Origin of the sequence: Nocardia vinacea NBRC 16497 (assembly GCF_000308835.1) — a bacterium.
Classification (GTDB): domain Bacteria; phylum Actinomycetota; class Actinomycetes; order Mycobacteriales; family Mycobacteriaceae; genus Nocardia; species Nocardia vinacea.
In genome coordinates, this window is record NZ_BAGN01000184.1 from 13,739 (window position 1) to 37,347 (window position 23,609).

Sequence of the window (23,609 nt, forward strand, 5' to 3'; positions counted from 1 at the left end):
GCGGTGCGGATTTCCGGCGACACCGCCCGTCCGATACCGTTGACCAGGGACAACACCCCACTCCCCCCGACCGAAGGATGCACCTGATGGACGACAGTTCACTGATCTGGGACGACGGTGCGCTGGTCACCATCGACCAGCGCGAACTGCCGCACGAGGTGCGCGAGCTGCGGCTCAGCACGGTCGAGCAGGTGATCGACGCCATCAAGACGCTGGCCATCCGCGGTGCGCCCGCGATCGGTATCGCCGGTGCGTTCGGCGTGGTCATCGCCACCGCCGCGCACACCACCGACGGTGTCGTCGACGTGGCGCGGGCCGAGGCGGATGCCGCACGGATCGCGGACGCCCGGCCCACGGCGGTCAATCTGGCCTGGGCGGTGCGGCGGGTGCTGACCAAGGTGCCGCTCGGTGCCGATGCGGTACTCGCCGAAACCCTGGCCATGCTCGCCGAGGACGGCCGGGTCAACCGGACCGCCGCGACCCATGCCGCCGATCTCGTGCAGCGGCTCTGCCCGGACCGGCCGCTGCGGGTGCTCACGCACTGCAATACCGGGCGGCTGGCGACCAGCGCCTTCGGCACCGCGATCGGGGCGATGCGGGTGCTGTCGGAGCGCGGCGCGATCGAGAATGTCCTGGTCGACGAGACCCGGCCGCTATTGCAGGGCGCCCGGCTGACGGCCTGGGAACTGGCCGAAGCGGGCATACCGCATCGGCTCACCATCGATTCGGCCGCCGCCTGGGCGATGGCGACCGGTCAGGTGGACTGTGTGCTGGTCGGCGCGGACCGAGTGACCGCCAACGGCGATGTCGCGAACAAGATCGGCACCTATGGCCTCGCCATCGCAGCCCACCACCATGGCATTCCGTTCATCGTGGTGGCGCCGGAGTCGACGCGCGATCCGAAGACGGCGACCGGTGCCGATATCGTCGTCGAACAGCGAGCCACAGCCGAGGTGACCGGATTCGGCGGTGTCACAACCGCTCCCGTCGACACCGAGGCTTTCAACCCGGCCTTCGATGTGACGCCCGCGGAGTTGGTGACGGCGGTAGTTACCGAACTAGGTGTCGTATACGGCGCGAATGCCGAAGGTGATCCGGATGCGGCCATCGCCGATATCGCACGCGAGTTGTACGGGCGGGGCTGGATGCCGGGCACGGCGGGCAATATCTCGGTGCGCACCGGCGATACCGCGGTGATCACCGGCAGCGGTTTGTCCAAGGGCGAATTGACCGGCGCGGATATGGTGACCGTCCGCATCGACGACTCCGCGCCGACACCGAATCAGCAGCGGAAGCCTTCGGCGGAGACCACGATTCACACGGCGGTGTACCGAACCACCGGTGCCGCAGCCGTTGTCCACATTCATCCGCCCTACGCGACGGCAGCCGCGACGCGCGCCGGCTCCTCCGACGCACTGACCACCCTGCGGATCACCGACTACGAACTCATCAAAGGTCTGGTGGCCAAGGAGCCGGACGGTACCTATCCGACCATCCTCGACCTGCCTGTCTTCCCGAACTGGCCCGGCGTCGCGCGCATAGGCGCGGATATCGAGGCCTACCTGCTCGAAAACCCCTCCGCGGCACCGGTATTGGCGATCGCGGGACACGGGATCACGACGTGGGGAGACAATCTTTCCCAGGCCCGCGACCGCGCCGAATGCCTCGAAGCCCTGTGTGAGCTGGTGTCCCGCACCGGCCGTCGGCAGGCTTTCGCCGCGCGCAATCCGAACGAGATCCTCGAGATTGGACTGACATCATGACGCTGTTGCAGGTTATGGCCGCCGACGATGCCGACAAGGTAGTGCTGCGCACCACCGACGATGCGGTGATCGGCGCCGAATTGGCAGCCCGCGGTATCACTTTCGGCCGCTGGCCGGTGCTGGACAATGCCGCCGAGACCGCCTCGGATGACCTGCTCGCCGAATACGACGACCGCGTGGCCGAACTCAATGCCTCCGGCCGCTACAAGCATATCGATATCGCTCGCATCCACCCCGACGACGCGAATCCGGAGTGGCCGCAGATCGCCAAGGGTGCGCGGGAGAAGTTCCTGAACGAGCATCGGCATGCCGAGGACGAGGTGCGGTTCTTCGCGGCCGGACGCGGCTGCTTCTATCTGCATCTGGGTGACGAGGTCGTGGCGGCGGTATGCGAAGGCGGGGACCTGCTTTCGGTCCCCGCAGGCACACTGCACTGGTTCGATATGGGCACCTGCCCCGACTTCATCGCCATCCGCTTCTTCGAAGAGGCGGACGGCTGGGTCGGCGATTTCACCGGTGACCCCATCAGCTCGGGTTTCCCGACCCTCGATCAGCTGCTGACGGCCCCGTGATCGCCACCGTAGTCATCGATATCGAGGGCACCACCAGCCCGACCAGTTCGGTACGCGAGGACCTCTACGGCTATACCCGCGCCCGCCTGCCCGAATGGCTGGCCGAAAACCGCACGGCCGCGGCCGCTCCCATTATCGCGGCCACCCGCGAACTCGCCGGCCGCCCCGATGCCGACACCGACGAGGTCGCCGCGATCCTGCGCGACTGGCTCGGCTCCGATGTGAAGGCCGAACCGCTCAAGGCCGCACAGGGCATCATCTGCGCCGAGGGCTTCCGCAACGGCGCGCTGCACGGGGAGTTCTTTCCGGACGTCCCACCCGCTCTCGCCGCCTGGCACGCCGCCGGTCTGCGGCTCTATGTCTACTCATCGGGATCGGTACGCAACCAACAGGATTGGTTTACCTTCGCCCGCGGCGGTGAGCCGACCGCACTGATCAGCGGCTACTTCGACCTGTCCAGCGCGGGCCCGAAACGCGAACCGGCCTCCTACGAAAAGATCGCGAGCGCCATCGGCACCCCGGCCGACCGCATCCTGTTCCTGTCCGACCACCCCGACGAACTCGATGCCGCCGTCGCCGCAGGCTGGTCGGTGACCGGTGTCCACCGTCCCGGTGAACCGAATTCCCCCCGTCCCCCGCATCACTGGATCTCCTCGTTCGCGGAACTCACGCTGCCCTGAGATATTCGCCTGCCGCAGGGGTCAAGCGCCGGAGATGCCGATCGACGGGCGGACCGCGCCCAGGGGGCCGTGCTGGACGGTGGCGAAGACGCCCCGAGCGTGTACCGCCGCCGGATTGATGGACCAGGGGGCCAGGGCGGTGGTGAACATGAGTTCACACCAGGACAGCGCGGGCACATCACCCGCGGCAAGGGTTGCGATAAGCGACATTTCGCTGTCCCGGCCCGCCCAGGCGGCGAGTAGCCAGGCAGCGTCGAGGCGGCCGAGGAATTCCTCGGCGTCCTCGGGTGCGCCGTGCGGAGTGTCAACGGCCAAATGGACCACAGCGGCGATGGCGTGACGCATTTTGGCATCCAATCCGACGGCGTCGTGCAGCAGCAGCGCTTCCAGTGCGGAACGCAACTCGACGCCGGGATCGACGGCCGTAGGGGCGGTGCCACGAGAATTGCGGATCATGGAATGCCTCCCGTTTTCGATTTTCCGATGACCGGATCAAATACGTTCGGTGCGGCGCTGTCCCGATAATTGGCGATATCCGGCGCACCCTGGGAGGTATCCACACTGGTCAGTGACTGGCACATGAGCTCCGGATGCCGAGGAAGAATTGAATCTTACCCGGATGATTGCCCGAATCAACCCGGAACAGTTGCACATCGAGTCGATAACACGCCCCGGAGCCGAGATCGCGCACATGCATGGGCCGATCCCGGCCATAGGTGGTACCGCCCGCGGCCCACATTCTGCGGAAATCCGGATACGCGCCGAGTTCGCCGAGGAATTCGGTGGACCAGGCGGTATCGCCGGACTGACCGATCAGTCCGCGCAGCCAGTCGACGGTGAGCGCGGCCTCGCGCTCCCATTCGACCATGACCTGTTTGGACAGCTCGTTGCCGAAGAACCAGCGCAGCACATTCACATCGTCGACCAGACCGGGAAATGCGGCGGCGTAGGAGTCATTACAGGACAGGACATTCCACCGGGTATCGACATAGCCCGCCGCATTCGGCTCGTGCAGGCGCAGTCCGTCGCGCATATCGGTGCCGATCTGATCGCGTAGTTCGAGTACGGAGGGAAATCCGTCCACTCCCAATCCGGCCAGATCGAAAAACAGTCTGCGTTCGGCATCGGTGAGCGGTGCGATCCGATCCAGATATCCGATCAGCGCATTCACCACCGTTCTGGTGGGGTGTTCCCGATCGCCGCCCTCGAGGTGGGTGATATAGCTGGCGCTCACGCCAGCGGCGAATGCCAGCTTTTCGCGCGAAATACGTCGATCGTCGCGCAGTCTGCGCAACTCACCCCCGAACGTGGGCGGGCGCACTGGAGCCCCGTCGCCGCCATCGGTCGACCTGCTTGGCACAGCAATCCACTCCTATGAAGCTGTAGAGGTATCAACAAAGTCGGGTAGTCCTGCACAGAGGGCGAGCCGATCCGATATTAAACGAAGGGTTTGCTCTAATTTCCGACCAACGCCCGCGTGTCGGGGCCGCCACGCGGACATTTGGTCCGCGTGCGAATGTGCTGAAGCAGCAATAATATTCGCGCCGAGCGACCGGTAGAACCAACTCGCGGCGGCGACCGCCTTCTCGATGCGGCGGGTCCGGGGTCTCCGGACGCTTCGCCGCGTTCACCCGTGACGAGTTCGCGGCGGGTCGAAAACGACAACGCATCGAAATGCCGCACGCGTCCTGGCGCCGCGGCCGCATCCGCTGACACCTCGAAGGTTGGCAAATCGGCAGCGAATGGATCGGCGGCCCGCAGGATGGCTTCGCGCGGGACGGTTCGACCACCGCGCGTAGGCGCGGAATCGGCCCCCCGAGCCCTCGCCGGATGTGTTAACAAATGTAAACCGCCTGAGAACCGGCGGTTTCCAAAGCATCACCGGCTAGCCCCCGAAACACCATGCGGAAGCCGTATTTCGGCCGGTCAGGGCGGATCCGCCCTGGTCACATCGATGTCTTCGGCATTTCGGGGCAATCGTGCGGTGACCGCCACGTTGCGTCGGCCTCACACCTCACGATCGCGGCGTGCGGGCTGTGAGAGATTCGTTTGGACGTGCGTCGTGACCTCCTTACAGTCGGTGCAACAGCCCGATTTCACAGCTCGAAGGGGGCGTCGTGGTTAATTCGCGCACTCAGGCTTCCGCGTCCTCCGATTCGGCCGATCGGCAATCTACCGACGCAAGTGACGCACTGCTGCGTCTCGGCAAGTATTTCCACCGGGGCGAGGTCTCGGCGGATCAGCGCAGCCTGCATCAGGTGGGCGGGCGCAGCGCCGACGAGTTCTATCGGGATCGCTGGTCGCACGACAAGGTGGTGCGCTCCACGCACGGGGTCAACTGCACCGGGTCCTGCTCCTGGAAGATCTACGTCAAAGACGGCGTGATCACCTGGGAATCGCAGCAGACGGACTATCCCTCGGTCGGCGCGGACAAGCCGGAATACGAACCGCGCGGCTGCCCGCGCGGCGCGTCATTCTCCTGGTACACCTACTCCCCCGCGCGTGTGCGCTACCCGTATGTGCGCGGCGTGCTGCTCGAGCTGTACCGCGAGGCGAAGGAGCGGCTCAAGGATCCGGTGCTGGCCTGGGAATCCATTGTCGAGGATCCGGAAAAGGCCAAGCGCTACAAGTCTTCTCGCGGTAAGGGCGGATTCGTCCGCGCGGAGTGGTGGGAGGCCGCCGAAATCGCCGCCGCCGCGCACGTGCACACGATCAAGAAGTACGGGCCCGACCGGGTGGCCGGGTTCTCCCCCATTCCGGCCATGTCGATGGTCAGCCATGCCGTCGGCGCACGGTTCATTTCGATGCTCGGCGGCTCGATGCTGTCGTTCTACGATTGGTACGCCGACCTGCCGGTGGCCTCCCCGCAGGTATTCGGCGACCAGACCGACGTGCCGGAATCGGCCGACTGGTTCGACGCGGGTTACCTCATCATGTGGGGTTCGAATGTCCCGGTGACCCGGACCCCGGACGCGCACTACATGACCGAGGCCCGCTACCGCGGTCAGAAGGTCGTCGTGGTCTCACCCGACTATGCGGACAACACCAAGTTCGCCGATGAATGGGTGCCCGCGCGACCGGGAACCGATGCGGCCCTTGCCATGTCGATGGGCCATGTCATCCTCAAGGAATTCTTCGTCGAGCGCAGCACGCCGCGGTTCCTCGACTACGTCAAGCGCTACACCGACCTGCCGTTCCTGGTGTGCCTCGACGATCCGGAGGGCTGGGACGCCGATGGCAACTACCACCACGACGGTGCGCTGCCCGGCAAATTCCTCACCGCCGCCGATCTCGGCCACACCGACGAGACCGCCGAGCACAAGATGGTGCTGCTCGATGCCGAGGGCAATCCGGTGGTGCCCAACGGTTCGCTCGGACATCGCTTCACCGCGGGTGATGCGGGCAAGTGGAATCTGGATCTCGAGGGCGTCGATCCGCTGCTGACCCTGCACGACCGCGCCGACCAGCACCCGGTCGCGGTGCAGCTGCCGCGCTTCGATACCGATACCGCGGGCGTGCTGGTGCGCGGCGTACCGACGATCACCGTCGCGGGTAAGCGGGTCACCACGGTGTTCGACCTGCTGCTCGCGCAGTACGGCGTGGGACGCGACGGGCTGCCCGGCAGGTGGCCGACCGGCTACGACGATGCCGCGGAGCCCTACACCCCGGCCTGGCAGGAAGCCATCACCGGCGTACCCGCCGCACAGGCGCGGCGGATCGCCCGCGAATTCGCCGATAACGCCGATAAATCCGGCGGACGCTCGATGATCCTGATGGGTGCGGGCACCAACCACTGGTTCCACTCCGACCAGATCTACCGCTCCTTCTTCACGCTGACCCTGCTCACCGGCTGCCAGGGTGTCAACGGCGGCGGCTGGGCGCATTACGTCGGCCAGGAGAAGTGCCGTCCGGTAACCGGTTGGTCCACCCTGGCTTTCGGCCTGGACTGGCAGCGACCGCCGCGTCAGATGCAGGGTACGGTGTTCTGGTACCTCAGCAATGACCAGTGGCGCTACGACCCGTTCACCGCGCAGTCCTTCGCTTCCCCGCTGGGCACCGGGAAATTCGCGGGCCGCACCGCCGCGGACAATATCGCGCTGGCCAGTCGCCTCGGCTGGATGCCGAGTTATCCGACATTCGACCGCAATCCGCTGGATCTGGTGGACGAGGCCGAGGCCGCGGGCAAGACCGCGCCCGAACACGTGGTGGACGGGCTCAAATCCGGTGACCTGCGCTTCGCCTGCGAGGATCCCGATGCGCCGGAGAACTTTCCGCGCTGCCTGACCGTGTGGCGGGCGAATCTGCTCGGCTCCTCCGGTAAGGGCAACGAGTACTTCCACAAGCACCTGCTCGGCGCGGACTCCAATCTGCAGACCACCGATGCCGCGGGTGTACGGCCGCAGGAACTGGTCTGGCGCGAGGAAGCGCCGAGCGGGAAGCTGGATCTGCTGCTTTCGCTGGACTTCCGGATGACCAGCACCACGCTGTTCTCCGATATCGTGCTGCCCGCCGCCACCTGGTACGAGAAGCACGATCTGTCCTCCACCGATATGCACCCGTTCGTGCACGCCTTCTCCCCCGCCATCTCCCCGCCGTGGGAGGCCAAGACGGACTTCGAGGCATTCCACCGGATCGCGCGTGGATTCTCCTGGATGGCCGAGAAGCATCTGGGCAAGCGCAAAGATATCGTCGCAGTACCGCTGCAGCACGATTCGCCGGATGCGCTGGCGCAGGCCGGTGGGCGCGTACTGGACTGGAAAACCGGTGAGTGCGAACCGATTCCGGGTAAGACCATGCCGAAACTGGTCGTGGTCGAGCGGGACTACCCGAAGCTCGCGGAGAAGATGGCCGCACTCGGACCGCTGATCGATACGCTCGGTGTCACCACCAAGGGCGTCACCACGCATCCGGACCAAGAGGTGGCCTACCTCGCCGGGGTGAACGGCACCGTGGTTTCCGGTGTGGCCCAGGGACGTCCGTCGCTGGCGAAGGACACTCACGCGGCCGAGGCGATCCTCGCGCTGTCCGGCACCACCAACGGCAGGCTCGCGGTCGAAGGCTTCCACGCGCTGGAGCGGCGCACCGGCACCCAGCTGGCCGATCTCGCCGCCGAACACGAGGGCAAGCGAATCACCTTCGCGGACACGCAAGCTCGGCCGGTACCGGTGATCACCTCGCCGGAGTGGTCGGGCAGCGAGACCGGCGGACGGCGGTATTCGCCGTTCACCATCAATACCGAACGACTCAAGCCATGGCACACCCTGACCGGGCGCCAGCACTTCTACCTCGATCACGACTGGATGGCCGAACTCGGCGAGCAGCTGCCGGTATTCCGGCCGCCGCTCGATATGAGCGCGCTGTTCAGTGAGCCAGGGGTGGGGTCCGTCGGTGACAACGGCGTCACCGTTCGGTACCTGACCCCGCATTCCAAGTGGTCCATCCACTCGGCGTACCAGGACAATCTGCATATGCTGACGCTCTCGCGCGGCGGGCAGTCGATCTGGATGTCGGATCGGGACGCCGCGAAAATCGGTGTGTCGGACAATGATTGGATCGAGGCGGTCAACCGCAACGGTGTGGTTGTCGCGCGCGCCATCGTCAGCCACCGAATGCCCGAGGGCACGGTATTCATGTACCACGCCCAGGACCGGGCGGTGGATGTGCCGCGCATCGAGGGCGCGCCGGGCGGATTCGATTGGGGTGCACCGGATAAGCAGCCCGGCAAGGGTAAGCGCGGCGGCATTCACAACGCGCTGACCCGCATCATGATCAAGCCATCGCATCTCATCGGCGGTTACGCGCAGCAGTCCTTCGCGCTGAATTACCACGGCCCCACCGGAAATCAGCGCGACGAGGTAACGACAATTCGCCGCCGCTCGCAGGAAGTGGAGTACTGACATGCGTGTCATGGCACAGATGGCCATGGTGATGAACCTGGACAAGTGCATCGGGTGTCACACCTGCAGCGTCACCTGCAAGCAGGCGTGGACCAACCGCGGCGGCACCGAGTACATGTGGTTCAACAATGTGGAAACCCGTCCCGGACAGGGTTATCCACGGCAGTACGAGGACCAGAAGAAGTGGAAGGGCGGCTGGACGCTCAACAAGCGCGGCAAGCTGACCCTCGAGTCGGGCTCGCGACTGAAGCGGCTGCTCAACATCTTCGCCAATCCGGATCTGCCGACGGTCTCGGACTACTACGAGCCGTGGAGCTACGACTACGACAACCTGCTGTCCGCGCCCGCCATGGACACCAGTCCGGTCGCGCGGCCGAAATCGCTGATCACCGGCCAGGATACGAAGATCACCTGGGGCGCCAACTGGGATGACGACCTGGGCTCCGGCCCGGAGCAGGTCGGCAAGGACCCGCTGCTGGCCAAGCTGTCGGATCAGGTGAAGCTGGAATTCGAACAGACCTTCATGTTCTACCTGCCGCGGATCTGCGAGCACTGCCTCAATCCGTCGTGTGTGGCCTCGTGCCCGTCGGGTGCGATCTACAAGCGGTCCGAGGATGGCATTGTGCTCGTCGACCAGGACAAATGCCGTGGCTGGCGACAATGCGTCAGTGGTTGCCCGTACAAGAAGATCTACTTCAATCACAAGACGGGCAAGGCGGAGAAATGCACGTTCTGCTACCCGCGCGTGGAAGTCGGTATTCCGACGGTCTGCTCGGAGACCTGCGTCGGGCGGCTGCGCTACATCGGCGTCATGCTGTACGACGCGGATGCCGTGGAGGCGGCGGCCTCGGTCACCGAAACCAAGGATCTGTATCCCTCACAGCTCGGGGTATTCCTCAATCCGCATGATCCGCGGGTGATCGCGGAGGCCGAGCGGGTCGGGATCTCGCCGGAGTGGATCGAGGCCGCGCAGAATTCGCCGGTCTACAAATTGATCGTCGATTACCAGATCGCGCTGCCGCTGCATCCGGAATACCGCACCATGCCGATGGTTTGGTATGTGCCGCCGCTGTCGCCGGTGGTGGATGTGCTCTCCGAGACCGGCCACGATGCGGAGGACGCGTCGAATCTGTTCGGCGCCATCGACGCACTGCGCATTCCGGTCGAGTACCTGGCCGAGTTGTTCACCGCCGGTGAGATCGGGCCGGTGCGAGCGTCGCTGCAGCGGCTGGCGGCCATGCGGTCGTTCATGCGCTCGGTGAATCTCGGTATGGAGCCGGATCCGTCGATCGCACCCTCGGTGCGGTTGGAGCCGGAGGAGATCGAGGCGATGTACCGGCTGCTGGCCATCGCGAAATACGAGCACCGGTATGTGATTCCGCACGGCGCGACGTCGCAGGCGCATGAACTGGATTCGCTGGCGACCGGCTGCAGCCTGGATACCGACGGCGGGCCGGGTATGACGGCATTCGACACGATGGTGGAGAAGTTCCATCTGACCGATGCCAATGACGCTGCGCCGGAGGAGAAGTCGAACCGGATCAATCTGTTGAACTGGGATGGGCGCAGCACCGACGGACTGCTGCCATCCGCGCGCAATGGCAATGCGGCCAATGGGCACGGTGCGAACGGGACCAACGGTTCGAACGGGACCGATGGTTCGGCGAAAAACGGTGCGGCCACGAACGGCTCGGCCAACGGTTCCGTCACGCCGACGCCGACCGGAGCGACCAAATGAATCCGCTGACACCCGGAGGCGCATGATGGCTCTGCTGAAAGTGCGCCGCAGGCCCGAGCCTGTCGCTCAGCTGTCCGAGCGCGATTGCCGCCTGGTGTGGCGGATCGCCGCCCTGCTGCTCGACTATCCGAACGAGCAGATGTTGGCGACCGTCGACCAGATCGATGATGCCGCAACGCAATTGCCGGACGTGGTAGGCGCGCCGCTGCTGGAATTCATTCACCACCTGCGCGCCACACCGCCGATCACGCTGGCCCAGCAGTACGTCGAAACCTTCGATCTGCGCCGCCGTTCCAGCATGCACCTGACGTTCTACGCCTACGGCGACACCCGCAAACGCGGTATGGCGCTGTTGCGGTTCAAGCACGCCTACCGGCACGCCGGTGTCGAACTCGGTGACGAGGAGTTGCCCGATCACCTGCCGGTGCTGCTGGAATTCGCCGCGACCGTCGACCCGATCGGCGGTGAACGTCTGCTGGGCGAACACGTTCCGGTGATCGAGCTACTGCGACTTTCCCTGGTAGACAACGGATCCCCGTACGCCGGAGTGCTGGCGGCCGTGGTCGCCACCCTGCCGCCGCTGACCACTGCGGACCGGCGTCGCATCGCCGAACTCGCCGCCCAGGGCCCGCCCGACGAAGAGGTCGGTCTCGACCCCTTCGCCATGGACCCATCGCTGTTCGACGGATCGGAAGCCCGCCGATGACCACCACCTTCTGGATGACGCTGCCCTACGTGGCCTTCACCTCGTTCGTGCTCGGCCACCTGTGGCGCTACCGCAACGACCAATTCGGTTGGACCACACGCTCTTCCCAGATCTACGAGAGCCGTCTGCTGCGGCTGGGCAGCCCGCTGTTCCACTTCGGCATGCTCGGCGTCATCGGCGGGCACGTCCTCGGCGTGCTGATCCCGGAATCCTGGACCGACGCCGTCGGCATCTCCGAGCACACCTACCACGTGGTCGCGGTCGCGGCGGGTTCGGTCGCCGGACTCGCGGTCATCCTCGGCGTCGGCATCCTGCTCTACCGCCGCATCACCGTACCGGCCGTGCGCAAGGCAACCACGCGCAATGACCAGCTCATGTATGTGCTGCTGGCCGCCGCGCTGATCACCGGTCTGCTCAATACCTGGGGCAGCAATCTGCTGTGGGGTACCTACAACTATCGCGAGACCGTATCCCCGTGGTTCCGTAGCCTTTTCACGGTCCACCCGGAGCCCGAGCTGATGGTCGGCACCCCGTGGACCTTCCAGCTGCACGGCCTCGTCGTGCTGACGCTCATCGCCATCTGGCCCTACACCCGTCTGGTCCACATGTTCAGCGCGCCCGTCGGCTACCTGACCCGGCCGTACATCGTGTACCGCGCGAAGGAATCCAACGCCCCGGACAAGCGCCGCTACGCGCGCGCCTGGGATGCGCCCGTCACGCCCGAAACCTGGCGCTGACCCCGAGTTCGGGTCCTCTCACCCGATGCCCCGCAGCCCCGTCCGCCCTGATCGGGAGGGCGGGGCTGTGTCTTTCCCAGCAAACACGCCCAACTCGCGGTCTTCGGCGCGAATGCGGACAATATGTCGACCAGTCCTGGCCGCTGTTCGCAGCCGCGCTGGGCGCATAGCCGACGCTTCGTCACGAACTTGTCGGTGCCCTGGCCGACAATGCGGTATGGCCTATGACAAAGTCCTCGCCGATCGGATCCGGGAGCTGATCGACCCGACACCCGACGTGAGCGAAAAGAAAATGTTCGGCGGTCTCGCCTTCCTGATCAACGGCAATATGGCGGTAGCAGCGAGCCGGACGGGTGGTCTCCTCGTCCGCGTCGATCCGGAGGAGAGCACCACGCTGCTCGCCCGCGAATATGTCGGCGCGATGGTGATGGGCGGTCGCGAAATGAACAATTGGCTGCGGGTCGACGGCGCGGCCGTCGCCGATGACGAAGCGCTCGATGAATGGATCGACCGCGGCATCAGCTACGCGCGTTCGCTGCCGCCGAAGGAGAAATAACGGTTCAGTGGACCAGGCGGCGGAAGGTGAGTTTGTCGAATTCCCGACCATATTCGTCCACCGCGACCACATCCATTTCGCTGGCGAACACGCCCGGGCGGACATCCACGCGCAGGAACGAGTAGTCGCGGAACCGCACCCGCGACCAAGGTGCCGCCTCGTCCTGTTTGCCGCCGGATGCGGTCCAGACATAGCTGTTCGGGACCGTCGTATCCGGTAATTCGTGGCCCCGGTACGTTTCCTGCGAGCCGGGCTGGAAGTCGTAGCGCGGTCGGCCGCCACCACCGACGGTGTAGTAGACCGTGCCGTCCGTATCCGGGTAGACGATCGAATTGTCCGCGGCGATCCTGGTCGCGGCGCCTGCGCGGATCGGATCCGTGCGTTCGTAGACGTGATTGTGGCCCTGCAGCACCAGATCCACCTGATACCGGTCGAACAATCCGGCCCACGCATCCCGCACGCCGCCGTCGCTGGCATGGGCGTCGGTGGTCGAGTATGCGCAGTGGTGGAAGAAGCAGACCAGGAAGTCGATATTCGGGTCCGCGCGGTAGGCGGCGAGAGTGCGCTCCACCCAACTCGTCTGCGCCCCACCGGAATACCCCGTATTGGCCTTGATCTCATAGCTGATGTCATTGGCGTCCAGCGAGAGCACCGCGACATTGCCGTAGGTGAACGAATACGCCGACGGGCAGCCCGCCGGGCCGTTGCCGGGGAAGTCCAGCCGCGCCAGATGTCCGCCGTAGCCGTGCTGGCCGTAGGTCGCTTCCATATCGTGGTTGCCGGTGGCGAACATCCACGGCGTCTCGGCGGCACTGCGTTCGATGGCCCCGAAGTAGACATCCCAGACATAGGGGTTGTACTTGTCGAAACCGGATTCGAGCTTCGCGCCGTTGGCGACGAATTCGTTCGGCTTGCCCCCGCCGGACGGGTCGGCATAGGCGATATCACCGGCGAGAATGTGGAAATCCGGTTTGGCGGCGGCGATTTGGCGCAGCACATTGCTCGCGTGCGGTGCGTTCGGATCGTTATCGGCCTTGTAGTACTTATCGTCGTAGTCGCCTGGCACGGTGCCCTGCGGCAGCGCAGGCGTCTCGTCGGTGCCCTGATCGCCCATCATGGTGAACCGGAACGGCAGGATCGCGCTGCGCGCACTCGGCATCGCGGAAGCGGCAGCACGGATATCGCCGGTGAACCCGTCGGAGGTGCGCCAGCGATAGAAGTGCGGCACGCGGCCGGGTAGGCCGTCGACCGGGGCGTGCACGTAGAACTGTTCGGCCGCGAGGACACCGCCGTCGGCGGAAGGGACCTGGGTGAGCAGATTGCGCACCTCGGCCTCGACGGTTCCGCCGAGCGCGGGCGTCGGGCCGTGGTCCAGGAAGACCTTGGTACCGGCCGGTGGCCGGGAGAGTTGACCGGCGAACCGGAGCTGACTCGTCGCATCCGGGCCGTATCCGACATGCCGACCGCCGACCGCGAGCTGCGCGTCCTCGGCGTAGGCGCGCCTGCCGAACGGTGAGGTCCCGACGGTCGCGACGGCGGCGGCCGCCGCGGTACCGCGCAGCACATTGCGCCGGGAGACCGGGTGCCGACGTAGGTAGTTCCGATGCCACTCGTGCTGCTCGTCCATTGTCATATGGGCGGCGTTGGCAGCGGGAATTCCGGTATCCGGCAGATCGCCAGCGGGGTTCAACGGATTCGTCGGCACGGCATCCGATGCTCTACGGCCCCGGCATATCACGCAACCCGACACCGCTTCCCACCTACGAACAGTTCATGAACTTTGGTCTGGAGTACGGCAACACCCGAGACCGCGCACCCCGCCGGATAGCCGGGCACAAGAGTGCCTGGCTACGACAAGGGGTGCCCGGATGTGTCGGCGCAGTGCCGGCCAAGCCCCGGCCCGCGCGAGAAGATAGCCGCGCAATTCACACAAAACGAACGAATACCCCAGCAACAGCGGCGATCTCGCCCTTTTCTGACAGCGTCTTCGGGGATTAAGCTGCGGCGATGACGCCATATACGCGTGCGGCGGTCGCGGCGGTCGTCCTGGGCGGTTCCGTTTTCGGTGCCACGACCGCACATGCGACGCCCGGAACCGATATCACCGCGGTCACGCTTGCCCAGGCACAGATACCCGCGGGCCTGCTGCCGTTCGTTGCAGGCACCGACCTCGTCGTCCGTGAAATCACCATCGCCCCAGGCGGTTCCACCGGGTGGCACTATCACTACGGTCCGGTCTTCGGCTTCGTTCGCTCGGGCACCCTCACCCACCCGGGCCCCGACTGCGTGGCTCCGGTCTTCCACACCGGCGATTTCATCTACGAACCCGAGGGCGCCTGGAACGTGCACATCGGCCGCAATCTCGGCCCCGACCCGCTCGTCCTCGACGTCGTCTACGCGCCGCCCACGGGAAAGCCGCTCTTCGAAGACGCCGACGCCCCCGACTGCGCCTAGTCAGCCCGGCGACCGGTGCCGCACCAGCGGCAGGTACACCTCGTCGACGATTTCGATGAGCACATCATCGGGTGCGGTGGGGACCCCGCGCAACACGAATTCGTTGCGCAACAAGACGATTGCCACGGTAGCGACCCGCGGATGCAGGGCCTCCGGTGCGGCCTCGCCGCGGGCGACCGCGCGGCCGAGAATGGTCAGCCAGGTGGCGGCACCGGAGTCCGTGGAGTGCTCGGGTAGCTGCGCGAGCAGTTCCGCCGCGCCACCGGCCGCCGCCAGTAAGTCGCGCATGACCGCGCCGAGGGCGGAACTCCAGTGGCGGTTGGCTCGGCGCAGCATTTCGAGAACGTCCTCGCGCAGATTGCCGGTGTCGGGGGGCTGAACGGCCGTGGTCAGCTGGCGGTAGGCGGCGATGCCGAGTGCGAGTCGATTCGGCCAGCGGCGATAGATGGCGTTTTTGTTGGTGCCCGCGCGGGCCGCGACCTTGTCCATGGTCAGTCCGGCGTATCCCGATTCGGTTAGTTCGTCTGCTGCGGCGCGCAGGATCGCCTCCTCGAGCGCTGTACCGCGCCGCCGCGTTTGCCCGGGTTGTTCCACGCCTGCCACCTTTCCCAACGGGGACTCATCGTACCTTCTGACATGAGCGTGACACCTGAACACTGAGCAGTTAAGGTACGGGACGTACCTTAACTAGGTTCGATCGAAGGAATGCACCATGCGCGCAAAAGGCATCAGCTACAGCACCGGCTTCCTCGGCAAAGGCGGGCTGTCCCGGCAGCCGTTCGACGCGGCCGAGGTCGAGCGGGAACTCCGCGTCATCCGAGATGACCTGCACTGCAACGCAATACGCGTGATGGGCGGGGATCCGGATCGGATCGAACTCGCCGCGACCTACGCCGCTGAACTCGGCCTCGAGGTCTGGTTCTCGCCCTATCCGCTGGAGCTCGACCCCGAGGAGGTGCTCGCACTGTTCGCCGACTGCGCCGCGCGCGCAGAACGCCTGCGACAGCATGGGGCCGAGGTCGTCTTCGTGGCCGGTGCCGAACTGAGCCTGATGAACCACGGATTCCTACCCGGTAGCAATATCGACGAGCGGCTCGAGCTACTGCTGCGACCGGATCGGCCGCGCGAGCAGATCGGCGAGGTCAGCGCGCGGGTCAATGAATTCCTCGGCAAAGCGGTCGCGGTGGTCCGGGAACACTTCGGCGGCAAGATCACCTATGCCGCGGTGCCGCTCGAGCGCGTCGACTGGGCGCCCTTCGATATCGCCTCGGTGGATCTGTATCGGTCCGCCGAGATCGCCGACCGGTTCGCCGACGGCGTCGGAACCCTTGTCGCACAGGGTAAGCCGCTCGCGATCACGGAGTTCGGCGCGGCCACCTTCCACGGCGCGGGCGATCGCGGCGCACTCGGCCTGGAGATCGTCGAACACGACCCGCACACCGGCGCGCCACTGCGCGTGAACGGCCATTACCGTCGCGACGAGGCGGGCCAAGCCGCTTACATCCGCGAGCTACTGGAGATCTTCGACGCCAATGGCGTGGACAGCACCTTCGTCTTCACCCTCGCCCTGCACGACCACCCGCACCGCCCCGATGGCGACCCCCGCGACGACCTGGACCTGGCCAGCTACGGCATCGTCAAGGTCTTCGAAAACCACTGCGGCACCACCTATCCGGACCTGCCATGGGAACCGAAGGCCGCATTCCACACCCTCGCCGACTACTACCGAGAGCACTGAAATGTCACCGGTCCCGATAGTTGTTCTCCAGAATCCGCATGCTGACGAGACAGCGTGGCGTCACCGAGAGTCGGCAAGTGGGTGTTCGTTGCCGACAGGGCTGGCTGTGAGTTGGATTCGGTCGGCGAGGCGGGAGTAATCGACCGGGCCGGTGGTGTCGACGACGAGGGTGGCTGTGAGTTCGAGTGGTGCGGCATGCGCGGCCCATATGTCCCAGTCATCGGCCAGCCGTTGCTCGTCTTGGTAGAGGGCTGGGCGGTTTCTGCTCGCGTAACGCGCCTTGGCTAAGCCGGAGGGGACATCGCACCAGATCTCGACGGCGCGAGAGGCGCCCGTGTTCCGGATTCCGGTCCGGGCGAAGTGCAGGTCGCGTGGCTTGAACCACCACGAATCGATGACGACGATGCCCGGGATTGCCTGCGCTAGGGCCCACACCGTGTCCATCGCGATTCCGCCGAGCGCGTGGAGATCATCGGCGTCGTCAAGGCAGGCCGCGAGTGCTTCTTTGACGGTGTCCTTCGACAGGAACTGGGCGTTCAACGTCCGGGCCAACGATCGGCCCAACGTCGACTTGCCCGAGCCGGGAAGTCCGTTGACCAGCACCAAGAGTTTGTCCATCGAGCGATCATGACGGAACCGACGATCATGGTCTGTCGGGGTACCGATCCGAGTTGTCGGATACCACTGTCGCGGTCAACTCGTCGGCGGCGAGTCGGAATTCGAGTAGACAGCGTTGATCGGTCAGGTCGGTCACCGTGTCCAGAACCAGGCCGTGCGGCGCGGCGAGCGCGCTCCCCTGGCCACCACCCACGTCGACGATGCTGGAAAACCGGGACCAATCGAAACCAGCGACGATGCGTGGGATCTGCTCGCGAAACCGGTGGGTCATCTGCCGGTCGAACGACTCACGCAGGTAAGGATATTCAGCCAGGTCGGCCCAGAAGTCCTGCCCATAGCGGCGCGCGTAAGCCCCCTGCCCGGTGGTGATGCTGTGGGCGAGTTCGACGAACGCCAACTCGGGAAAGCCGCTCTTCGAAGACACCGACGCCGCCGACTGCACGTAGTCAGCTCGGCGCCCCAGCCGGACCAGCGGCAGGTACACCTCGTCGACGATTTCGATGGGCATCTCCTCGGTTGCGTGGTGAGCGTGCGCAGCACGAATTCGTTGCGCGACAAGATGATTGCCACGGTGGTGACCCCTGGATGCAGGGTCTCCGATGCGGCTTCGAACCGCCGACCGGCGTCGGTGGATCGACCGGCCGGTAGCTCAGTCGGCCGCGATCTCCAGTAACGCGTCGGCCACCGACTGGGGCTCGGTGATCATCAGGTCGTGACCGGTGTCGATATCCCACAGGCGCCCCGATGCCCTGGCATTCTCGACCAGCACCGGGTCGCGAGTGACCAGCGTGGAGGTACACACAATGTGGTACTGCGGCAGCGCCCACAGGGCGTCCTCGTTGCACAGATCGAGTTTGTCCTCGAAGCACCGCCACGGGTGAGCGGTCAGCCGCGCCTGCATCCACGCCAGGTCCGCGGCATCGGTGACGCCGTAGAACAGGCCCGCGTGCTCGGTCGGAAGCAGGACCAGCTCGACCCCATCGACAGTCTCACCGAGCGGTCGGGTCGCCTCGATGATCGGGCCTGCGACATCGACCAGGGACTGGCCGTTGACCGGATTGGCGGCGTCCAGGTACACGAGGCGACCGACCCGCTCGATGGCCCGGTCCGCGGCGCCCGTGATGACCATCCCGCCGTAGCTGTGCCCGACAAGGATCACCTCCCGCAGATCCTCGTAGTGCAGCAGCGACGCCACATCCTGAACATGAGTGTCCAAACCGATACCGGCAAGGCGCAGATGCGCCCGCTCGGCGAGCCCCGACAGAGTCGGCGCGTACACCTCATGGCCCGCCGCACGCAGCAGCTGTGTCACCTGCCGGTAGCACCACCCGCCGTGCCCACCGCCGTGTACCAGGACAAAGGTAGCCATCTCACTCCCGAAAATTTCATTCTCAAATATGAGAGTTATGTAGTGAGTAATCCGATTACTCAAGTAATGAGATTACTCTGACAGGTGTGGACACCGGGCGGGAATCGGATACCTCGCAGCGCATCCGCGCCGTGGTGCTGGAATCACTGGAGCGCGGCGGCTACGACGGCGTGCACTTGCAGGAGGTGGCGCGCGGCGCGCGGGTGTCGCTCACCACGGTGTACAAGCTGTTCAGCACCCGAGACGAGTTGATCGTCGCCGCGATCGAACAATGGATGGCAGACACCAGCTACGCCGACCTCGCCCCGCCGTTACCGCATGAGACGCTGCCGGAGGGCCTGATGCGGCTGTTCCGCCGGGTCTTCGAACCCTGGGAACGCAGCCCTCGAATGCTCGAGGCCTACCATCGCGCCCGCTCCGGACCGGGCGGACATCGCCTCGAATCCCAGGGCTTCGCCGCGCTTCTCCCGGCCGCAGGCGCCGTCCTGGCCGGCGCCGATCCCGAATACCTCGACGACCTCGGTCGCATACTCACCAATCTCAGCTACGGGCTCATCGGCCGCTACGTCGACGGCGCACTCGCGATCACCGAAATCCTGCCCACCCTGGAACGGGCCGTCCACCGGCTGACCACCAACAACGAACCCGACGCCAAAACCGCCCATCTCCGCCGTACCGACCCTGCCACGACCATCACAGTCCGTCGTCACAACTGAAACGAGCGGATCGCCCGCACCCCAGCCGCGAGGTAGACTCGAACATAAGTTCGAATCGAGGGGTTCTGAATGCGGGCGTTACGTCGAGCCGAGATTGCCGGGTTACTGGCCAGCGATATCGTCGCGCATCTGGCCACCGTCGACGCGGCCGGATATCCGCATGTCACACCGATTTGGTTTCTGTGGGATCAGCAGGCCTTTCGGCTGACCAGTTGGGCGGGGCGGCCGCATTTGCGGCGGATTCTGGCGAATCCGCGGGTCGGGTTGGTGATCGATCGGGAGGTGGTGGGTTCGCGGGATGGCGGGCAGCGGCCGAATCGGCAGGTGCGGGTGATCGGGGATGCCGAACTGACCATCGATGCGGATGGCGTGTGGACCCAGCGCATCTGGGAGAAGTACGGCAGTGGGCCGGTGCTGGGCGAGGTGGAGCGTGCGCGGGTGCTGATCACGATTACCCCCGATCGCTTCGTCGCCATCGCGAGCGTCTGACCTGCGCGAAAATCTCTTCAGAAAATTTCGCGGAGATATGTAGAAGGCGTCGGGGCGGCTCCGACCAAAGGGTGACAGTAGGTCACAACCAACCCAAGGAGCCCATCATGTCGGTCAACACGTTCTTCTGGTTCGACAGCGACGCCGAAGAAGCCGCCACCCGCTACACCGCGCTGATCCCCAACTCTCGCATCGTCGAGGTCAATCGCCACCCCGATGGTTCGGCGTTCATCGTCTCGATCGAACTCGACGGCCACCCGTACACCCTGATGAACGGCGGTCCCGGGCATCCGTTCACGGATGCCGCGTCGATCCAGGTGGTCGTCGATACCCAGGCCGAGGTCGATCGCCTGTGGGACGCCCTGGTCGACGGTGGTGAACCCGGCCCCTGCGGCTGGCTGACCGACCGCTACGGCCTGTCCTGGCAGGTCGTCCCTGCGGCCCTGCTCACCCTCATGGACGGTGCGAACCCCACAAAGACCGGCGCGGTCGCCACGGCGCTGCGGTCCATGACCAAGCTGGATATCAAGGTTCTGCAGGACGCGTACGACAACGCGTGAGACCGGGCACCCCGTCTGATAGCCGGGCACCCAACACACGGGGTGCCCGGCTACGGCAAGGGCGGGGTATGCAGCGCCACACTCCGCGACCCGTTCGAGGGGATCGGCAAACCCGAGCCGCTACGCCACCACCTTACTGGGCACTGGACACGGCGCATTACCCAAGAGCATCGATTGATCTACTACGTGACAGACACCGAAATCGTTGTGGTGCAAGTGGGTTCACACTACGAAGACTGACGGCTGAACAACGAGGCTTCGGAGCCCGCGTCGTTCAGCACACTCGGAATGTCGCCGCCGACGCCGTCGTCGTAAGGCCCGATCAGGATGGCGAAACCACCTCCGCGAAGACATCGTCGAGGTTGCTCGCGGTGAGTCCGAAGGTCTCCCGGGTGGTGGTGTCGTCGACGGTGAACTCGCGATGCGACATGTGGTAGGTCTCGAACAATTCGACCCAGAACGGGTCGGTGTGGCCGAGGAGGGTCAGTTCGCGGTCCGTCATCACCTCGAGCCGCGGCTTCGGGGCATCCGCTGTCGCGGCGAAGCGCTCGGCGGCCGCACGCACGGTGCTGGTAATGGTCGGCGCGAGCCAGGCCCGCCCCCAAGAGCTTTCGCTGCGCGCGACCGCGACGAGTGCGGCGGCCGCGTCACCGATCGCGGTATAGGAGTGCGGCAGATCCAGGTCCTGCGGTACCAGAGCGAGTTGGCCCGCAATCACTTTCGGCTGCACCAGCAGCGAGAACAGCGATACCGCACCGCGGCCGAGGAATTGGCCCGCCCTCACCTCGGTGACCCGCACCCGGCCCGCATCGTGCGCCGCCTTGGCATCGAGCCACATCCGTGCGCGCACCCGCCCCTTGGGTCCGGTGGCCGCCAGCGGTGTGTCGTCGGTGACCACACCGTCCACCGGGCCGTAGCCGTAGAGGTTGCCGAGCATTACGTAGTTCGCACCGGACTGCTCCGCGGCCGACAGTATGGCCCCGAACAGTGGCGGCACCGCCTCCGGCCAGGTGTGATAGGCGGGCATCGCGGTATTGAATACGGTGTCCGCGCCCTTGACGAGATCGGTGAGCGCGGTCGCGTCCACGGCATCGGTTGCGATGAGCTCGATATCGGGATGCTGCGGGCCGGTCCCACTGCGGCTGATCACCCGCACCTGGTCGCCGGATTCGGCCAACCGGACCGCGGTTGCCGAGGCGGTGGCGCCCCGGCCGATGATGACATGCGAAGGCATGCGACTTCCCTTCTGAGACAAGATGATTCACGCAACCAAGCCAAATTCGCCGATCGCGTGCCATCAACATTGCCGGGCGCGGGAGCGCTAGACTAGTGGCCGGTCAGCCATCTATCCCAAGGATCCAGCCATGAAGACCGTTGCCGTTGTCGCCGTCGCGCCGGTGAAGCCCTTCGAACTCGCCATGCCCGGAACCATGCTCGGCACGGTGACGGTAGACGGTGAGCCGTGTTATCGGATGGTGGTGTGCACCGCCGAACCCGGCGTTGTTCCCGGCGCATTGGGCGGCTTCGATGTCGTGGTGCCGCGCGGACTGGATGCGCTCGACGAGGCGGATACCGTCATCGTGCCGAGCACGGGCAGTCGAGGGACCGCCGACGCGGCCACCATCGCGGCACTGCGCCGGGCCGTCGCTCGAGGCAAGCGCGTCACTTCGATCTGCAGCGGCGCATTCGTATTGGCCCAGGCCGGGTTGTTGTCCGGCCGCACCGCGACCACGCATTGGGGACTGGCCGACGAACTCGCCGCGATGTTCCCGGAGGTTACGGTGCGCACCGACGCCCTGTTCATCGAGGACGGACCGGTGACCACCGCCGCCGGTGCCGCCGCCGGAATCGACCTGTGCCTGCACCTGATTCGCACCGACTACGGTGCGACGGTCGCCAATGCCGCGGCCCGCGCCGCCGTGGTGACACCGGTACGCCCCGGCGGCCAAGCCCAATTCGTCGACTCGCCACTGCCGCCCGAGAACGGTCTCACCCTCTCGGCCACCCGCACCTGGGCCCTGGAACGCCTCGACACTCCCCTGTCCCTGGACGATCTGGCCACCCACGCCCGCACCAGCGTGCGCACCCTCACCCGCCGCTTCCACGAGGAAACCGGACTCAGCCCCCAGAAATGGCTGCTGCACCAACGCATTCAGCGCGCCCGCGAACTCCTCGAATCCACCACTTTGCCCATGGACCAGGTAGCCCGCCACAGCGGCATCGGCTCCGCGGAATCCCTGCGCCAACACATGATCCGCCACGTAGGCCTCCCCCCGAGCGCCTACCGCGCCTCCTTCACCCGCACCCCGCGCCGATCCGCATGAGCGAACCCGAGGCGGCGGCTATACCTGAATGACAGTCAGCTCCGGCAGACAAAGCGAAACCCGGTGTCCTGACCAACTACCGGCCATCTGTGCGATCGCAGTTGCCCGGCAGGTCGCCAGGCCCGGAATGCCGCTGAACAGCGCTGGGACTCAGCCGAATCCGGCCTATTCGGACCCACCTCGATACACCAACCGCCGCCTGCCGGTGTCATGGATGGTCGGTAAAGTGAGCTCGACCGCTATCCAGGCTGTACCAGGAGGCATTCGGTGAATGCGAAATCGCTCGTGAACGGCTTCAACTCGGTGACGCTGACCTTGACGAATGCACCTTTGGTCGGGTCGCTCATGCGCAAGAGCTTCGTCGAGATCAGTTACGTGGGCCGCCGTTCCGGCAAAACCTTCAGCACGCCCGTGAACTACCGCCGTTCCGGCGATTCGATCGTCATCGGAGTTGCGCTCCCGGATCGAAAGAGTTGGTGGCGCAACTTCACCGATGAAGGCGGCCCGATCACGCTGCACCTCGAGGGCGGCGACCGGCATGGTCACGCGCTCGCACATCGTGACGAGCGCGGGCGAGTCACGGTGCGTGTCCGCCTGGACGATTCGCACTGACCACCGGACCCTCTTGCCCCCGCGCCCAACAACATTGCCCGCTGATCACCGATCGCCCTCCCGCCATGCACCCGGTTGCT

General features: G+C 65.6%; 24 protein-coding genes. 16 read left to right on the forward strand and 8 right to left on the reverse strand.

Annotated features, from left to right (window positions below; genetic code table 11):
* Positions 1-86 precede the first annotated feature (86 nt).
* The 3 genes from ON44_RS25850 to mtnC are packed head-to-tail and all read left to right on the forward strand — an operon-like array spanning position 87 to position 3,015.
* The gene (locus tag ON44_RS25850; RefSeq protein WP_051182465.1) at positions 87-1,763 is read left to right on the forward strand and encodes a bifunctional S-methyl-5-thioribose-1-phosphate isomerase/methylthioribulose 1-phosphate dehydratase; all 1,677 of its coding nucleotides are present in this window, start codon (positions 87-89) and stop codon (positions 1,761-1,763) included.
* Positions 1,760-2,335 (forward strand): 1,2-dihydroxy-3-keto-5-methylthiopentene dioxygenase, encoded by a 576-nt coding sequence (locus ON44_RS25855; protein WP_040694780.1) that lies wholly within the window; start codon positions 1,760-1,762, stop codon positions 2,333-2,335. Before ON44_RS25850 ends, ON44_RS25855 begins: the two co-directional genes overlap by 4 nt.
* Positions 2,332-3,015 (forward strand): acireductone synthase, encoded by a 684-nt coding sequence (mtnC, locus tag ON44_RS25860; protein WP_040694781.1) that lies wholly within the window; start codon positions 2,332-2,334, stop codon positions 3,013-3,015. Before ON44_RS25855 ends, mtnC begins: the two co-directional genes overlap by 4 nt.
* 21 nt (positions 3,016-3,036) lie before the next feature.
* Here mtnC and ON44_RS25865 read toward each other — a convergent pair whose 3' ends face one another.
* Positions 3,037-3,471, reverse strand: coding sequence for a hypothetical protein (locus ON44_RS25865; protein WP_245567340.1), 435 nt, complete (start codon positions 3,469-3,471; stop codon positions 3,037-3,039).
* Between the two features lie 109 nt (positions 3,472-3,580).
* Positions 3,581-4,375, reverse strand: coding sequence for a helix-turn-helix transcriptional regulator (locus ON44_RS25875; RefSeq protein WP_083898156.1), 795 nt, complete (start codon positions 4,373-4,375; stop codon positions 3,581-3,583).
* Positions 4,376-5,132: 757 nt separating this feature from the next.
* Here ON44_RS25875 and ON44_RS25880 point away from each other — a divergent pair.
* The 5 genes from ON44_RS25880 to ON44_RS25900 all read left to right on the forward strand — a co-directional run bounded on the left by ON44_RS25880 (position 5,133) and on the right by ON44_RS25900 (position 12,649).
* Complete coding sequence (locus tag ON44_RS25880; protein ID WP_040694784.1) at positions 5,133-8,912, forward strand: nitrate reductase subunit alpha; 3,780 nt, start codon at positions 5,133-5,135, stop codon at positions 8,910-8,912.
* Position 8,913: 1 nt separating this feature from the next.
* On the forward strand, positions 8,914-10,650 hold the full coding sequence (narH, locus tag ON44_RS25885) for a nitrate reductase subunit beta (RefSeq protein ID WP_051182458.1): 1,737 nt from the start codon (positions 8,914-8,916) through the stop codon (positions 10,648-10,650).
* Between the two features lie 25 nt (positions 10,651-10,675).
* On the forward strand, positions 10,676-11,356 hold the full coding sequence (gene narJ / locus ON44_RS25890) for a nitrate reductase molybdenum cofactor assembly chaperone (protein ID WP_040694828.1): 681 nt from the start codon (positions 10,676-10,678) through the stop codon (positions 11,354-11,356).
* On the forward strand, positions 11,353-12,093 hold the full coding sequence (gene narI, locus ON44_RS25895; protein WP_040694786.1) for a respiratory nitrate reductase subunit gamma: 741 nt from the start codon (positions 11,353-11,355) through the stop codon (positions 12,091-12,093). Before narJ ends, narI begins: the two co-directional genes overlap by 4 nt.
* Before the next feature lie 217 nt (positions 12,094-12,310).
* Positions 12,311-12,649 carry a TfoX/Sxy family protein gene (locus ON44_RS25900; protein ID WP_040694787.1) on the forward strand — a complete coding sequence of 113 codons (339 nt, stop codon included), beginning with the start codon at positions 12,311-12,313 and terminating at the stop codon, positions 12,647-12,649.
* 4 nt (positions 12,650-12,653) lie between these two features.
* On the opposite strand, the gene ON44_RS25905 is transcribed toward ON44_RS25900, so the two are convergent.
* The gene (locus tag ON44_RS25905) at positions 12,654-14,354 is read right to left on the reverse strand and encodes a metallophosphoesterase (protein WP_040694788.1); all 1,701 of its coding nucleotides are present in this window, start codon (positions 14,352-14,354) and stop codon (positions 12,654-12,656) included.
* A 302-nt stretch (positions 14,355-14,656) separates the two neighbouring features.
* Here ON44_RS25905 and ON44_RS25910 point away from each other — a divergent pair, with 302 nt between their 5' ends.
* Entirely contained in the window at positions 14,657-15,103 is a 447-nt protein-coding gene (locus tag ON44_RS25910; RefSeq protein ID WP_040694790.1) for a cupin domain-containing protein, read from the forward strand.
* Here the strand turns inward: ON44_RS25910 and ON44_RS25915 are convergent, their stop codons facing one another.
* The gene (locus ON44_RS25915) at positions 15,104-15,697 is read right to left on the reverse strand and encodes a TetR/AcrR family transcriptional regulator (protein ID WP_085998620.1); all 594 of its coding nucleotides are present in this window, start codon (positions 15,695-15,697) and stop codon (positions 15,104-15,106) included.
* 118 nt (positions 15,698-15,815) lie between these two features.
* On the opposite strand from ON44_RS25915, the gene ON44_RS25920 reads away from it, so the two are divergent.
* Positions 15,816-16,841 carry a glycoside hydrolase family 113 protein gene (locus ON44_RS25920; RefSeq protein WP_040694792.1) on the forward strand — a complete coding sequence of 342 codons (1,026 nt, stop codon included), beginning with the start codon at positions 15,816-15,818 and terminating at the stop codon, positions 16,839-16,841.
* 60 nt (positions 16,842-16,901) lie between these two features.
* Here ON44_RS25920 and ON44_RS25925 read toward each other — a convergent pair whose 3' ends face one another.
* The 3 genes from ON44_RS25925 to ON44_RS25935 all read right to left on the reverse strand — a co-directional run bounded on the left by ON44_RS25925 (position 16,902) and on the right by ON44_RS25935 (position 18,828).
* Positions 16,902-17,459 carry a P-loop nucleotide/nucleoside kinase family protein gene (locus tag ON44_RS25925; RefSeq protein WP_040694793.1) on the reverse strand — a complete coding sequence of 186 codons (558 nt, stop codon included), beginning with the start codon at positions 17,457-17,459 and terminating at the stop codon, positions 16,902-16,904.
* 25 nt (positions 17,460-17,484) lie between these two features.
* Positions 17,485-17,967: a methyltransferase gene (locus tag ON44_RS47100; RefSeq protein ID WP_051182459.1), complete on the reverse strand. Its 483-nt coding sequence runs from the start codon at positions 17,965-17,967 to the stop codon at positions 17,485-17,487.
* 141 nt (positions 17,968-18,108) lie between these two features.
* Entirely contained in the window at positions 18,109-18,828 is a 720-nt protein-coding gene (locus ON44_RS25935; RefSeq protein ID WP_040694794.1) for an alpha/beta hydrolase, read from the reverse strand.
* 86 nt (positions 18,829-18,914) lie between these two features.
* Between ON44_RS25935 and ON44_RS25940 the strand changes: the two genes are divergently transcribed.
* The 4 genes from ON44_RS25940 (at position 18,915) to ON44_RS48615 (ending at position 20,833) form a co-directional block, all read left to right on the forward strand.
* Positions 18,915-19,544 (forward strand): TetR family transcriptional regulator, encoded by a 630-nt coding sequence (locus ON44_RS25940; protein WP_040694795.1) that lies wholly within the window; start codon positions 18,915-18,917, stop codon positions 19,542-19,544.
* Positions 19,545-19,613: 69 nt separating this feature from the next.
* Positions 19,614-20,033 carry a pyridoxamine 5'-phosphate oxidase family protein gene (locus ON44_RS25945; RefSeq protein WP_040694796.1) on the forward strand — a complete coding sequence of 140 codons (420 nt, stop codon included), beginning with the start codon at positions 19,614-19,616 and terminating at the stop codon, positions 20,031-20,033.
* Positions 20,034-20,140: 107 nt separating this feature from the next.
* Positions 20,141-20,593 (forward strand): VOC family protein, encoded by a 453-nt coding sequence (locus ON44_RS25950; protein ID WP_040694798.1) that lies wholly within the window; start codon positions 20,141-20,143, stop codon positions 20,591-20,593.
* A 42-nt stretch (positions 20,594-20,635) separates the two neighbouring features.
* On the forward strand, positions 20,636-20,833 hold the full coding sequence (locus tag ON44_RS48615) for a Txe/YoeB family addiction module toxin (protein ID WP_281005293.1): 198 nt from the start codon (positions 20,636-20,638) through the stop codon (positions 20,831-20,833).
* A gap of 82 nt (positions 20,834-20,915) precedes the next feature.
* On the opposite strand, the gene ON44_RS25955 is transcribed toward ON44_RS48615, so the two are convergent.
* The gene (locus tag ON44_RS25955; protein ID WP_040694799.1) at positions 20,916-21,827 is read right to left on the reverse strand and encodes an NAD-dependent epimerase/dehydratase family protein; all 912 of its coding nucleotides are present in this window, start codon (positions 21,825-21,827) and stop codon (positions 20,916-20,918) included.
* A gap of 130 nt (positions 21,828-21,957) precedes the next feature.
* On the opposite strand from ON44_RS25955, the gene ON44_RS25960 reads away from it, so the two are divergent.
* Together ON44_RS25960 and ON44_RS25965 are read left to right on the forward strand one after the other, a co-directional pair.
* On the forward strand, positions 21,958-22,917 hold the full coding sequence (locus ON44_RS25960; RefSeq protein WP_040694801.1) for a GlxA family transcriptional regulator: 960 nt from the start codon (positions 21,958-21,960) through the stop codon (positions 22,915-22,917).
* Positions 22,918-23,184: 267 nt separating this feature from the next.
* A complete protein-coding gene (locus tag ON44_RS25965) occupies positions 23,185-23,529 on the forward strand; it encodes a PNPOx family protein (RefSeq protein WP_040694803.1) in 345 nt (114 codons plus the stop codon).
* The last annotated feature ends 80 nt before the right edge of the window (positions 23,530-23,609 follow it).

What these genes read in the sequence shown, in the direction of transcription:
- ON44_RS25850 (WP_051182465.1), top strand. Translation starts at nt 87, where the DNA reads ATGGACGACAGTTCACTGATCTGGGACGACGGTGCGCTGGTCACCATC.
- ON44_RS25855 (WP_040694780.1), top strand. Translation starts at nt 1,760, where the DNA reads ATGACGCTGTTGCAGGTTATGGCCGCCGACGATGCCGACAAGGTAGTG.
- ON44_RS25865 (WP_245567340.1), bottom strand. Translation starts at nt 3,471, where the DNA reads ATGATCCGCAATTCTCGTGGCACCGCCCCTACGGCCGTCGATCCCGGC.
- narH (WP_051182458.1), top strand. Translation starts at nt 8,914, where the DNA reads ATGCGTGTCATGGCACAGATGGCCATGGTGATGAACCTGGACAAGTGC.
- narJ (WP_040694828.1), top strand. Translation starts at nt 10,676, where the DNA reads ATGGCTCTGCTGAAAGTGCGCCGCAGGCCCGAGCCTGTCGCTCAGCTG.
- narI (WP_040694786.1), top strand. Translation starts at nt 11,353, where the DNA reads ATGACCACCACCTTCTGGATGACGCTGCCCTACGTGGCCTTCACCTCG.
- ON44_RS25900 (WP_040694787.1), top strand. Translation starts at nt 12,311, where the DNA reads ATGGCCTATGACAAAGTCCTCGCCGATCGGATCCGGGAGCTGATCGAC.
- ON44_RS25910 (WP_040694790.1), top strand. Translation starts at nt 14,657, where the DNA reads ATGACGCCATATACGCGTGCGGCGGTCGCGGCGGTCGTCCTGGGCGGT.
- ON44_RS25920 (WP_040694792.1), top strand. Translation starts at nt 15,816, where the DNA reads ATGCGCGCAAAAGGCATCAGCTACAGCACCGGCTTCCTCGGCAAAGGC.
- ON44_RS25925 (WP_040694793.1), bottom strand. Translation starts at nt 17,459, where the DNA reads ATGGACAAACTCTTGGTGCTGGTCAACGGACTTCCCGGCTCGGGCAAG.
- ON44_RS47100 (WP_051182459.1), bottom strand. Translation starts at nt 17,967, where the DNA reads ATGCCCATCGAAATCGTCGACGAGGTGTACCTGCCGCTGGTCCGGCTG.
- ON44_RS25935 (WP_040694794.1), bottom strand. Translation starts at nt 18,828, where the DNA reads ATGGCTACCTTTGTCCTGGTACACGGCGGTGGGCACGGCGGGTGGTGC.
- ON44_RS25945 (WP_040694796.1), top strand. Translation starts at nt 19,614, where the DNA reads ATGCGGGCGTTACGTCGAGCCGAGATTGCCGGGTTACTGGCCAGCGAT.
- ON44_RS25950 (WP_040694798.1), top strand. Translation starts at nt 20,141, where the DNA reads ATGTCGGTCAACACGTTCTTCTGGTTCGACAGCGACGCCGAAGAAGCC.
- ON44_RS25955 (WP_040694799.1), bottom strand. Translation starts at nt 21,827, where the DNA reads ATGCCTTCGCATGTCATCATCGGCCGGGGCGCCACCGCCTCGGCAACC.
- ON44_RS25960 (WP_040694801.1), top strand. Translation starts at nt 21,958, where the DNA reads ATGAAGACCGTTGCCGTTGTCGCCGTCGCGCCGGTGAAGCCCTTCGAA.